Raw genomic sequence first — 13,210 nt, forward strand, 5'->3', positions numbered from 1 at the left:
TTGCATATGGGCCACAAGGCAAAACCTTACGGTAGCGCTTGGTTTAAATCATGCTAATCCTTCAATCCTAAAAATCAAGGTTTAATGAGCCGCAACAACATCACCGCTGGCCTCAACCTTGTGTTTAATAAAACGCTTGCCAATAAAAACAATTAAAAGCGCCAAAATTGATGAACTAACCATAACAGCCGCCATAGGCAGCGAGCTATGTTGTTTTATTACCGAGATGCCAATGGATGATAACGCCCCCACAGCCATCTGAGATGCACCTAATATTGCCGAAGCAGAACCTGCATTTTTTGTGAACGGCGCGAGTGATAATGCAGACGTGTTTGGCGCGCTGATACCAATACAACATAATACACCAAATATCATAGCTATAGTCCCCCCTATTCCAAACCAGTGATGTAATGATCCTATAAAAAACACCATTGAGATAATTACCATTAAAATCAAGGCCGCTCCAATCATCTGCTCGCTTTTGTATTTCTTTATCAATAAGCTATTCAACTGGCTTGAACCAATAAAGCCCACCGAAAGCCCGGCAAAGATCCATCCAAACTGAGTTCCGCTTACTTTAAAGCCGTCAATAAACACAATGGGCGATGCCGAAACGTAGGCAAACAAACCTGCAAATGCAAACGCCCCGCCTATGGCATAAGTTACAAACTGTGTATCTTTTAAAACAGTTATAAAATGCCCTATTATCGGCCCGGGTTTTAAGGAATACGAAGGATCGGGCTGATAGCTTTCGGGCAGCCAGAATATTACCGACACCAATATAAGCACCGCTATAATAGTTAACACCAGGAAAATGATCTGCCATTCAAAAGCGGCCGCAATGTAACTACCGGCCGTAGGGGCCAGCATGGGCGATGCGCCAAGTACCAATATCAGCAATGAAAATACTTTAGCATTATCCTCAACCGGAAACAGATCGCGCACCATAGCCATAGCTGCCACACTTGCCGCACAGCTGCCCACCGCCTGAAAAAAACGAAGCACAATAAGCATTTCAAGCGATGAGGAAAAGAAGCATCCCATTGATGATACGATATAGAGGCCCAGCCCCCAGTATAGTGGATTTTTACGGCCAAACCTGTCAAGCAAAGGCCCGTAAAGCAGCTGCCCCGCAGCAATGCCAACGAAATAGCTCGATAAGGATAGCGCTACCTCATCGGTACTGGTATGCATGTACTTAGCTATTGCCGTAAAGCCCGGCAGGTACATATCAATAGAAAAAGGGCCAAGGGCCGTTAAGGACCCTAATATGAGGATCAGTACAATATATTTTTGTTTGGTCATATTTTTGTTGATGGTTCATGGATCATAGTTCATGGACCATAGCAATATTGGATTACAGTATGTAGTGGTTTTCAACGTTCAGGCAATCATTCACAGGCTCCGCACTATGAACTATGATCCATGAACTACAGCCCCTAAAACGCCTCGCCTAAATTAAGACTTATTGACGAGAAGTTTTTGCTCACCCCATAATCAAGGCTGATATTGGTGCCGGCTTTTTTATTGAACTTAAACCGCAGCCCCGTGCCACCGGCCGGGTGCCAGTATACAAAAGCATGATTTCCGGGCTCGGTAACTGAGTTCACGTTTGCGAATACCACAAAGCCTAATAAGCCATTGCGGGTAATATCACGACGATATTCTGTTTCAAAATAAGCAAGCCTATCGCCCCGGTACCGGCTTTGAGGAAATCCCCTGCCCGATCGCTGGTAGGGCTCCCAGCCAAGACTGGGCAGGTTGAGATATGGAGTACGTGGTGTAAGCGTTGTCCAGAAGAAAGCCCATAAAGCCAGCACGTTTTTAGGGCCGGAGTTGGTTAACTGCAGGTATTTACGCATATCAATATATAACGACCGCCAATCGGTATGGCTTCCAAATGCTTTTGCATTAACACGATAAACCACATTGGCATAAGCGCCGGGAAGCGGGTTGATAGAGTTTTTGCGCGAATCGTATAGTAAATTGAGCGTTATGCCCGATGAAAATGCATCCTGATCGGCAGCGGTGCCATATTTATAGCCGGTAAACTTACGCAGGTTTTGATCGCCATTGCTTTCAATATCCATGTAGTAATCCAGATTATAGCCTAAGCCTGCATAAAAGTAGGGTTTGATCTGCTTTAACACGCTTTGATAAAACCGGATGTAATTATAATTTACCAGGAACTTATCTTCGGGCCCCTGATTGCCGCCTAAGCCCCATGTATATTGCGGATAAACCATCAGCCGGGTATCCCCCTGTATATTCCACTCGTTATTATTAAGCCAGATATTTGACCGGATAGGCAAACCATACCGCCCTTTTAAATTAAAATAAGGGGTAAAAGTAAAGCTCGATAAATTGGTAGTAGCCGCATCACCAAGGTAAAAACCGGCAGTTGTTGAAGTAAACAGCGCCCTGCCCCCGCTCCGGCCATCTGTTGATGAAATTGGGAAAACAGAAAAGTAAATCTTTTTTCTTTCGGTTGTTTGCTGCCGGGGCTTTACTTTAAAAAGCGAACGTGCAATATCAATAACATCTCTTTGTGGTACTGTATCTTTTTTTATGCTCACGGTATCGGTACCCGCTTCCTGCGCCAGCACCATAGCCGGAATAAAACATAAAACTAATACAGATAACCGTCCTACCATCGTGCTTTAAACAGAAAACTCACCCAGCTGTTTGATCGTTAATAATGTTATTAACGGATAAAACAGTGTAATCGCTTCAATTTAGTTAAATTTTAATTTAAATAAAAAAGGCCTGTAACTATTATTAATTACAGGCCTTTTATAAAAGCTTTTAAATTAATGGTACGTTGTTGTTTTGGTTACAGTTGTTTTGGTGGTAGTATAATGATGGTGCGGATGTGCCCTGCGCCATGCAATACGTGCTGCGCGTTGCCTTTTTTCTTCGCGCCTGCGGGCTTCATTACCAATAATGTAACCACCACCCGCGCCAAGAGCACCGCCAACTAAAGCGCCGCCTGCGCTATGCGTAATAAGGGCACCTGCAACAGCGCCACCTGCGCCGCCTATTATAGCTCCCTTACCTTGTTTACTGATTCCTTTTTTTTGTGTTGTTTGTGCACCGGCATTAATACTGATCGATAACATCAGGCCAATTAAAAAGCACATATATATCATTAACTTTTTCATTTTGGTATGTATTTAATTAATAAGTGTTAACAGAAATACCTATGCAAATAGCAGGCCGTTATTTAAAAATTCGATAAAAGATTATTAACCAGCAATTCTATTTCAGGAAATCCATCACAGCTTTTGAAAATACGGGAGTGCGGCTGGCGCTGTTATGATCGCCGGGAACGTAAACGAGCTTAGACCCTGGAATGAGTTTATTGAGGGCAACTTCATCGCCGTTGTCATGATCTTCAGTGCCATCTATAAGCAGCACCGGGATTTTCACTTTGGCTAATTCCTGTTTACCTGTTGATGGTTGCCACTTTTGCTGATAAGCCAAAGCAAGCTCGTCAAAGGGGTTGCTGCGGATGTATTTAATCATCCCATCAACATCATGAAAGCTGGTATCGCCCATTAAAGCCTTATAGGCATGGATCCGGCGCGGCCATTCGGGATTGGTATAAGCGTCGCCCATGCCGCCCATTACAGCCTTTTTAATACGTTTATCAAGCACAAACACCCGCGATGTAATGATCGATCCGCGGGAGTATCCAACAATATTATATTGTTTAAGGCCAAGGTTCGTGGCTAAACCCATAATATCTTTTGCTTCGGCATCGTTAGCGTAACCGGCGTCGGTATGTGGCTTGTCCGACCGGCCGTTACCACGCTGATCCAATATAATTACTTTGTAGCCTGCGATTAACAAATCATTATAAAGCTGTCCTTTTTTCCAGCCTTCGCCGGTGCCCGAAAAACCATGAACCAGTATTACCGGGAAGCCATCGCCTTTTACCTCGTAATAAATCTTAATGCCATCAAACGAGTTATAGTAGCTGCCTGCTGTAGCAGCCTGCTGCGCCCTAACACAGTTGCTGATGATCAGCATAAAGAAAAACAGGCACAAACCGGCTGGTAACTTTTTCATAACAAGTACAGTTTTTATTTAACAAACAGGTTAATAATCATTACACCCACAAGCCCGATAACAGAAACAAGGGATTCCATTATCGACCATGATTTGATCGTATCTTTGATACTCAAATTAAAATACTCTTTAAATAGCCAGAACCCCGAATCGTTTACGTGCGAAAATGCCAGACTACCGGCCCCGATAGATAACACCATTAAATTAGGGTTAACATGATTTTGCAAAACCAGGGGCGCAACGATACCTGCGGCTGTTAGTCCGGCTACTGTTGCAGAGCCCAAACTAATGCGTATAATAGCGGCAATTACCCAACCGAGCAGCAGGGGCGGCAAATTAAAAGCCTGCAACTGCGCTGCTATTTGGCTGCTTACGCCACTTGCAGTTAGAACCTCTTTAAAAGCGCCCGATCCTGCTATGATTAATAATATCAGTGCAACATCCTTTACTGCATCAGTAAAACTCCCTGCAAGCTGGCCCATTGTTTTACCTTGCTTTACACCCAAAGTATAAGTGGCCACAATGAGCGCTACCAGCATAACAATTGAGGGATCGCCGAGAAATGTAATAAATTTTGCTAAACCTGGGTTTTGTATGTTAAGATATGGAAAAAATGCAGTAAGCATTAACAACATAACCGGCAGTAACGCCGTAAAAAAACTGTTAAATGCTCCCGGAAGCTTTTCAGGAGGTAATTCTTCGGCCCGGAAAGTAGCCAGTGGCTCTGATGGAATTTTTTTTAGAAACAGGGCAAACACAGGCCCTGCCAATATGATGGCAGGAATAGCTATTACAAGGCCGTAAATAAATGTTGTAGCCATATTAGCGTGAAACAGGGCTACTAATGCTGATGGCGATGGATGCGGGGGTAAAAAGCCATGCGTTACCGATAACGAAGCAAGCATTGGCAACCCTATATAAACAGCCGGCAGTTTATATTTATAAACTACCGAAAATATGAGCGGTACCATCAGCACAAAACCAATACCATAAAACAATGGAATGCCGATAATAAATCCGGCAACAACCAACGCCCACTGAATATATTTTTCACCTACTGCGGCAACAAGTACGCCTGCTATTTTTTGCGCGGCTCCGCTTACCGCCACAAGCTTGCCCAGCATGGCACCAAGGCATATAATGATCAGCAACTGGCCCAAAATATCGCCCATTCCTTTTTGCAATGAAGCGGTTACTTTATTAATGGGAATGCCCAATAGCAAACCAGTTACTATTGAAACAATCAGGAATGCGATAAAGGGATTTACTTTTACAAGGCTTACCAGCAAAACCAGCAGCACAATACAAAAAAGGATAGTTAACAGTACCATTAAATTATATGTTTATGTATGGCCAGTGGTGTATAACCAGAGTATTGGACACCCGCTGCGGCCAACTAAAGTAACAACAAAATTTGAGTTTCGGATTTTTAATGGCAAAAGCTTTTAAACAGCTTGCGTAGCTTTTTTGCCCTTATAACCCGAAAAACCGGAAGCCTGCGTAATTATTCTGCAACCTGTTACTATTTATCGTCCGTTTCATTTTTTTTTAAAAAATAGTTTTAATTTTGCATTAAAGTTTTATCCGATTAAGATTAAGCCCAAACCACTATTTACAGGATACTGTATTTTAACGAGCATACTTTAATACCTTTTCGGCATTTATTTCTTTAATTTTTATTATGGTTAAGCGTATTTTAGTATTGGATGACAATCAAGACATTCTTGATATTGTTCATGAAACCCTTACTTATGAGCAATTTGAGGTTAAAAGTACATCGGTAAGCACCGATGTTCTGCCGCTGATTGAGAGTTTTGAACCAGATCTTGTTATACTTGATTACCGTGTGGCAGGTACCAATGGCGGCGAAATTTGCCGTAATATAAAAGTACACCCTAAATTTGGCAATACACCTGTAATTATCTTTTCGGCCTATGTAAATAATGAAAGCGAACTCATTAGCTACGGCTGCGACTCCATAATCAATAAGCCCTTTGATTTAACCGAACTTGTTGAAAAGGTAAATAGCCTGCTTTAAAATAAGCCACCTTGCTTTAGTCCATCAACATTGCTGCCGCCTTTTTCCATTGTACATTTTAAGCTTTAGTTACAAGTTTTTTCCATGTGATAAAAGGCTGGAATTATCAAAAAAATAAAAAAAGAACATAAAAGAGCATCGCTTTACAAATACAGTTTCATTTTCCTATTTTAATTTAATAATTATCAATATTTCAATACTCTTATTAAGATATTGATAATTATATTAACTTTGTTTTATAAGTTAATATCAATAAATAATTAAATACAATAACCCCTGATTGTATTATGGTACTATCGATAACTGAACACGAAAAAAAGGAAGTAAGGAAAGCACCGGTATGCCCCAGGTGTAAATCAGAACTTGACAGCCGCGTGCCAAGAGGTTTTTTGGTGAAAAAATTTCTTTTTTTTCTTCCCTTAAAAAGATATATCTGCTATAAATGTCAACGTAAGCGGTATATACTACGATAATTAATTTAATTAATTTCTTAAAAGTAAATTAACAAGCACTTAAAAGTACTTTTCTCTTATTTTCTTCTCCATAAATACTATAGATATTGTATTTTGGCTTCCTGTTATTTTAAAATTTGTGGAAGAAAACGAAGCCAACTCAAGAAAAAGGTATTACTGTTCGAAATGCGGAGCCCCTTATCATTTCCAGATGCGAAGAAATTGGTTTTTAAAAAACGTTCTGTTTTTTGTACCGGTCAGAAAATATTTTTGCGCAAAGTGTAAAAAATCTGCCCACGTTTTTATAAAATAACACCAGTTAGCTGCATCCATTTAGATACGTCGATATTCTGATTGCCCCCGGTATTTACAACCATTCCTATACGGCATTATTCTGTTATTTTAGAACGCCGACCTTATTTGTATACAATTGAACATCTGCCATACTTTATTGAACCTATCAGATTATTAAACCTTCTGCATAAAAACACCCCAAAACACAAATTTGGCTCTAAAACAATCGAGTATAATACTTGGTATAAAAATTGCTCAATGTAACCTGATATTGAATAAGCTATATCAAAATTTCATTTTTTGCTGATACAATTTTTAACAGATTACTTATGCGACGGATATTAGCGGTGGACGACGACAAAGACATTTTAGAGATCATAAAATATATTCTGGAAGACTCAGGTTACGAGGTTGACACATTAACCGAAGGCAAAGCATTGTTCGACCGTATAAAACAGCATGAACCTGATTTAATTTTGCTTGATATTATGCTTGGCAATTTAGACGGCCGCGAACTTTGCAAAGCCCTTAAAAATCAACAGGAAACTAAAAACATACCTGTGATATTAATTTCGGCCAGCCATAACCCCGGCGTACTTACCCAGGCCGGATCACCCGATGATTTTATAGCCAAACCATTTGATATTGATGCATTGCTGAACAGCATAAGCAGGCAATTAAAAAGCGCTGCCTGATATACGATACATATCTCCAAAAAAACGGGGCAGACAAACACTTGCCCACCCCGCCAAATCAAAACAAAAAACTAAAAATCAAACATTTATATTAAATGCCTTTTCCCGTTTAGCGCGGTTACGCAGCTTAAAGAAAATGACAAGGTTTAGGAAATGCATACCGCCTAATATTAAAATGATCCACCCCAGTTTATAGCTCAATACCTCTACCACTACCTGCATACTGGCTATAGAGCCATACTCTTTAAGGGCCAGGCTCATATAGCCTATGTTTACCAGGTAGAAGCCTACCACCAGCAGTTTGTTCACAGAATCGGCCAGCTCGTTGTTGCCGTGAAATATATCTACCAAAAAGATCCGCCCGTTTTTAAACAGCACTTTGGCCACCCATACAGTTAATGCAATACTTGCCAGCAGATAAATAACATAGGTTAAAATAAAGTAATTCATGACGCCTAGGGTTTTATTTATTATTAATAATTTAGAATTTTCAGAAAAAATTGAAATTTTGATTTAAAAAAAATTATTTAAATACTTTCAGTATCGAACCGAAAAACCAGTTCTCTTCGGCTTTAAGCATGGTATCAAGTGTTTTGTTCACATTGTTAGCCAACTTGTTGATATCAGTAACCGTGGTTTTAAATGTTTTATAAGCCGGATCTTTTGCATCACCTTCTACCCCTGCCAGTTGGTCAAGGATTTTAATGATAGGTGTAAGCTCGCGCTTTTTACGTTCTTCGGCTACACGGCGGGCAATAGTCCATACATCCTTTTCGGCGTAAAAAAACTCTTTGCGTTCACCGGTTTTATGCTGCTTTTCAACCAGGCCCCAGTCAATTAAATCGCGCAGGGTCATGTTTGCATTGCCTCGCGATATGCTTAACTCGGCCATTACTTCTTCGGTAGTCAAGGCTTCCGGCGAGATCATCAGCAAGGCATGTACCTGGGCCATGGTGCGGTTTATCCCCCACTCCGATCCCAGCTTACCCCATGCCTCAATGAATTTTAACCTTGCCTCTGTCAATTCCATGCACAAATATAGATAAGTTTTTAAACTTTCAAAAAAAAATGAAAATTAAGGCTAAAGGCTAAACGAACTCATAACTTTAGGGTTACAAAACATTTTCAACAAGGACATACAGTTTGTCTCCTATCTCATGTCTCACATCTAAAATCTACTGCCTCAACCACCCATCTATCTTCGTATTCCACTCCTGCTGATAGTATTGGTTCGTACCGTGATTAGTTTCATTATCATACTGTTCCTGCAACAGGTTCATCTCCCGGTACGAGTCGAGGTATTGTACATTAATGTAGCCATCATAATTATCAACCGGCAGTTTCATAGCTATAAGTGCCTGTTTAAAATGCCGGGCCACCACCTTTACAATATCAAAATGTCGCTGTTCGTGGTTCAGTGCAAACGCTGTACGGCCCTCGGGTTTTACCCAGGCAGCACTTTTAGGTAAAAATACCTTCATGCTTATCCTCACAACAACAATAGCTTTGCTCACTTCTACCTGTTCGGTATAACCAAAACCAGGCATCACTTCGGCAACGTACTTCCCGCCGCGGGCCTTATCCTGAAAATCATTCCAGGTCAGGGGCCTTTTAGCCGAATAGTAAATGGTGTCCCCTTCGGGCTGTTCCGAATAATCTGTGAAGATCAGCTTCACCCCCTTGGCAAGTTTAATATTGGTATCAGCTTCGCGGTTTATCCATTTATTAAAAAACTGAAGACCGGCTTCAAGTGTCCGGCTTATCAACAGCCCTGTATCGTATTGCTGTGTTGCGCTGCGGTAGTAGGTTGTGGAGGCCGGGTAGTCAATCAAATGCACGTTTCCGTCATCTTTTTTCAATTCAAACCATAACTGTATCTCCAGCCGGCCTGCTATCCTGCCATCGGACATAGGCGTTTCATTGAGTTTCAATTTTTTTATGCGGATGTTTACCGCACGCAGTGTTTTATTTACAGGGATAGCATAGTCGGCAAATTGCTTAACTGCTGTGGATGCTCCTCCCTGTAAATCCGCCTTATATTGCACCGCCGGTAAATTCCCCGGTGCAGGCAGTAACCAGGCAACGGCATTGCGTTCTGCCCGTTCATCAATAACATTAGCTATATAAAACTCATTTGGTTTGTCAATTAACTGCCTGTTTGTTAAAACAATTTCAGCATTTGTTTTTTGTGCTTTTGAATTTAACGGACAAAACACAAACATGTACAACATTACCGGCAACCACAATCCAGCACTGTTAAAAACCCTGTTCATAATTGGTAAAAATAAAAGATGCGATATAGCACCCCAAGGTTATTATAATGCTCAAAATACAAATAAATTGCATCCCTGTATGCTTAATTGTTAACTTTGGGTACTCTTCGCCGAAGCCCCGGCAATACTCAACAATTTTAAAGTTTTCCACACGGGTATTATCTTTAGTATTACCTTCGTTAAAAGAAGTGTTATCCACAATTGTTAATTTCTAATGTGAAAAGCCTCTTTTTGGTTTAGCTATTTTCGCACTATCGTTAGTATGCGCTTTATGATCAAAACAAGATACATCACCCTGCTCATTCCCGTATTTTTAGTTTCAACCGCACGAGCCCAGCAAAACCCTTCCACTCAAATCTACCGCACCTATCATGCGGCTTTGGACTTGATGGACAAAGGGAAATTTTCTTCGGCTGCCGAACAGTTCCGTTTGGTTGAAGCTTACAAAATTAAAACCAGCACTCAGCCGCAGTTTGAAACCGAGCTGTCGCTCACCAAAGAAAACTGCCAGTATTACGAAGCCTATTGCGCCCTTAATTTAGGGAACGATGATGCTGAAAGCATGTTCCTTCGTTTTATAAAAGAACATCCGGAAAACCCGCTTACCAAACAGGCTTTTTTCCAGATCGGTAAATCATATTTTAAACAAGGTAAATATGAAGATGCTATCCGCTGGTTCAATAAAGTTGAAGCCGGCGAGCTTAACGGTCATGACAACACCGAGTATAAATTCCGTAAAGGTTATGCCTACTTTGAGTTAAAGGATTTTAAAAACGCACAATTACTTTTTGGCGAAGTAAAAAATAAGCGCACTGAGTTTACCGAAGATGCTACTTACTATTTTGCCTACATCGCTTACTTAAACAAGGACTATCACCTTGCCCTGGTAAACTTTGAAAAGCTTAAAAACTCTAAAAAATACGAAAACAGCTATCCTTATTACATCTCAGCTGTTTACTTTTTAGATAAACGTTATGATGATGTGATCAATTACGCTGTGCCTATTGTAAACAGCACCCATCAGCAAAACGAAACCGAAATGCTGCGCATCATAGCTGCGTCATACTTTGCCAAAGCCGATTATGATAACGCGGTTAAGTACTATGGCCGTTTTGAAGACCGCGACCAGGGCCGTACCCAAAATACGCAGGACAGCTACCAGATGGGTTATACCTATTATAAAGTAGGCAACTACGCCAAAGCCGCCAGCGAGTTAGAAAAACTGGTTGAACAGCATGATGTTTACAGCCAAAGCGGTAACTATACCCTGGGCGATGTGTTCCTGAAAATGAACAATAAACAGAGTGCCCGTAACGCTTTCCTTAATGCATCAAAATTGGATTACGATAAGCAGTTACAGGAAGACGCCCTTTATGAGTACGCCAAACTATCATACGAGCTTGACTTTAACCTGCAGGCTTTAGGCGCTACAAGGTTATACCTGGCTACCTACCCGCGTTCAAAACGTATTGATGAGGTTAAGGTATTATTGGGTGAAGAGCTATTGAACTCGCGCAGCTACAAAGAAGCTGTTGAAATCCTGGAACCAATCCCTAATAAAAGCCAGAGTGCACGTTTAGCTTATCAAAAAGTTACTTACTATCGCGGTCTGGAATTTTATAATGAGCGTGCTTTTGAAAACGCTATTGGTATTTTCCTGCGTTCGTTAAAAGATCCGGTTGATAGTAAAACCGAGGCATTAACTACCTACTGGATGGCCGAGGCCATGTTTGAGGTGCGTAAATACGGCGAATCTGTAGAGAATTTCGAAAAATTCCTGAGCATGCCTGAGGCTAAGGAAACCGATGTAGCCAATTATGCAAACTACGCTTTAGCTTATGCAGCCTTTGGCGATGAGCAGTATAAAAAAGCAGCCAATTACTTTGAGAAGTTTTTACAGGGCGATGTAAAAGACGCCAATACCCAAAACGATGCCATCACCCGCCTGGCCGATAGCTATTTTGTGATGAAAAGCTATGGTAATGCGATGACCTATTATAACCGCATCATAGCTATGCACAACCAGGGCGAAGATTACGCACTGTTTCAGCGTGGTATGATCCAGGGCTTACAGGGATCGTTAGACACCAAGATCAGCACCCTGAATGACGTGCTGAACAAGTTTCCAAACTCTGATTATGCCGACGATGCATCCTTCGAGATAGCTTATACCTACTTCCTGAAATCAGACGGAGAGAAAGCTAAAACCGATTTGAACGCCATGATCCAGAAATATCCGCGCAGCAGCTACATACCGCGTGCACTGGTTACCATCGGTTTAATCGATTATAATGCCGGCAACGATGACCTTGCTATTGAATCATTCAAAAAAGTAGTACAGGATTACTCTTCAACAGATGAGGCCAAACAATCTTTGAAACAGATCGAAAAGATCTATACTGATAAAGGCGATGCCCAAACATTTATCAACTATGCAGGTACCACCCCTATCGGTAACTACACTACATCTGATCAGGAAAGCATCATGATCACTGCGGCTAACAACCTTTACCTTAAAGGAGATTGGCAGGGTACTGTAAGCGCTGTAAACGCTTATTTTGATAAATTCCCGGGCAAACAGATCTATGAAAAACAAGCCCGCTTTATTCGGGCACAAGGTTTAGCAGCATTAGGCCGTACAGACGAGGCCGTAGTTGATTATAACGTGATCCTGAACGACTGGACAAGTGCCTACAGTGAAAAAGCCCTGATCAGTATGGCTAAACTGTACATGCAGCAAAAGAAATATAACGAAGCTGTAGTGTTCCTGAAACGTTTGGAAACTAATGCCGAATACAAGGCCGATTATACCTTCGCTATTACCAACCTGATGTACTGCTACTCCGAAATGTTAATGACCGACGATGCTATCAAGTACGCAGAGCTGGTTAAAACCAATGATAAAACATCGCAGGAGGATAAATTCAAAACCGGTCTTTACGAAGGTAAAGCTTACCTGGCAACCGGGGACACCGCTATTGCTGTTAAGCAATTTACCTACACTGCAACAAACACTAAAACCGTTGCAGCTGCCGAAGCCCGTTACAACCTTGCCTATATCGAATACGATAAAGGCCGCTACAAAACAGCTCAAAAAATGTGTTTTGATTTAGCCAAGGAAATGCCAAACTATGATTACTGGGTTGCCAAAATATACATTTTATTATCAGATACCTATGTAGGCTTAAAAGATACCTTCCAGGCTAAAGCAACCCTGCAAAGTATCATTGATAACTATAAAGCCGATGACGACATATTACCTACTGCTAAAGAAAAGCTGGATAAACTGAGCGGCCGCAAAACCAAAGCTCCTGCTGCAAGTACCAAAGAAACTGCCCAGCCAGATACAACTAACAAACAGTAACAAAGAGTAATATAAAAAAAGAC

The 13,210-nt window shown here is 41.2% G+C and carries 11 protein-coding genes; 3 read left to right on the plus strand and 8 right to left on the minus strand.

Annotated elements, in window-relative coordinates; all coding sequences use genetic code 11:
* Positions 1-81: 81 nt before the first annotated feature.
* The 5 genes from AC59JO_RS24245 to AC59JO_RS24265 form a co-directional block, all read right to left on the minus strand.
* Positions 82-1,305, minus strand: a complete 1,224-nt coding sequence (locus AC59JO_RS24245; protein ID WP_413666838.1) for a multidrug effflux MFS transporter — start codon at positions 1,303-1,305, stop codon at positions 82-84.
* A 134-nt stretch (positions 1,306-1,439) separates the two neighbouring features.
* A complete protein-coding gene (locus AC59JO_RS24250; protein ID WP_413666837.1) occupies positions 1,440-2,654 on the minus strand; it encodes a BamA/TamA family outer membrane protein in 1,215 nt (404 codons plus the stop codon).
* Between the two features lie 156 nt (positions 2,655-2,810).
* Positions 2,811-3,161 (minus strand): YMGG-like glycine zipper-containing protein, encoded by a 351-nt coding sequence (locus AC59JO_RS24255; RefSeq protein ID WP_413666836.1) that lies wholly within the window; start codon positions 3,159-3,161, stop codon positions 2,811-2,813.
* Positions 3,162-3,258: 97 nt separating this feature from the next.
* Complete coding sequence (locus AC59JO_RS24260; protein WP_497308602.1) at positions 3,259-4,071, minus strand: alpha/beta fold hydrolase; 813 nt, start codon at positions 4,069-4,071, stop codon at positions 3,259-3,261.
* Between the two features lie 14 nt (positions 4,072-4,085).
* Positions 4,086-5,402: a gluconate:H+ symporter gene (locus tag AC59JO_RS24265; protein WP_497308604.1), complete on the minus strand. Its 1,317-nt coding sequence runs from the start codon at positions 5,400-5,402 to the stop codon at positions 4,086-4,088.
* Between the two features lie 350 nt (positions 5,403-5,752).
* Here AC59JO_RS24265 and AC59JO_RS24270 point away from each other — a divergent pair, with 350 nt between their 5' ends.
* Together AC59JO_RS24270 and AC59JO_RS24275 are read left to right on the plus strand one after the other, a co-directional pair.
* Complete coding sequence (locus tag AC59JO_RS24270; protein WP_413666833.1) at positions 5,753-6,109, plus strand: response regulator; 357 nt, start codon at positions 5,753-5,755, stop codon at positions 6,107-6,109.
* A 1,075-nt stretch (positions 6,110-7,184) separates the two neighbouring features.
* Positions 7,185-7,550 carry a response regulator gene (locus AC59JO_RS24275; protein ID WP_413666832.1) on the plus strand — a complete coding sequence of 122 codons (366 nt, stop codon included), beginning with the start codon at positions 7,185-7,187 and terminating at the stop codon, positions 7,548-7,550.
* A gap of 78 nt (positions 7,551-7,628) precedes the next feature.
* Here AC59JO_RS24275 and AC59JO_RS24280 read toward each other — a convergent pair whose 3' ends face one another.
* The 3 genes from AC59JO_RS24280 to AC59JO_RS24290 form a co-directional block, all read right to left on the minus strand.
* On the minus strand, positions 7,629-8,000 hold the full coding sequence (locus AC59JO_RS24280) for a hypothetical protein (RefSeq protein WP_413666831.1): 372 nt from the start codon (positions 7,998-8,000) through the stop codon (positions 7,629-7,631).
* Positions 8,001-8,073: 73 nt separating this feature from the next.
* Entirely contained in the window at positions 8,074-8,580 is a 507-nt protein-coding gene (locus AC59JO_RS24285; protein WP_413666830.1) for a GbsR/MarR family transcriptional regulator, read from the minus strand.
* A 145-nt stretch (positions 8,581-8,725) separates the two neighbouring features.
* Positions 8,726-9,823, minus strand: coding sequence for a DUF922 domain-containing protein (locus tag AC59JO_RS24290; RefSeq protein WP_413666829.1), 1,098 nt, complete (start codon positions 9,821-9,823; stop codon positions 8,726-8,728).
* A 271-nt stretch (positions 9,824-10,094) separates the two neighbouring features.
* Between AC59JO_RS24290 and AC59JO_RS24295 the strand changes: the two genes are divergently transcribed.
* Positions 10,095-13,187: a tetratricopeptide repeat protein gene (locus tag AC59JO_RS24295; protein WP_497308607.1), complete on the plus strand. Its 3,093-nt coding sequence runs from the start codon at positions 10,095-10,097 to the stop codon at positions 13,185-13,187.
* The last annotated feature ends 23 nt before the right edge of the window (positions 13,188-13,210 follow it).

Source organism: Mucilaginibacter sp. A5337, assembly GCF_059690695.1.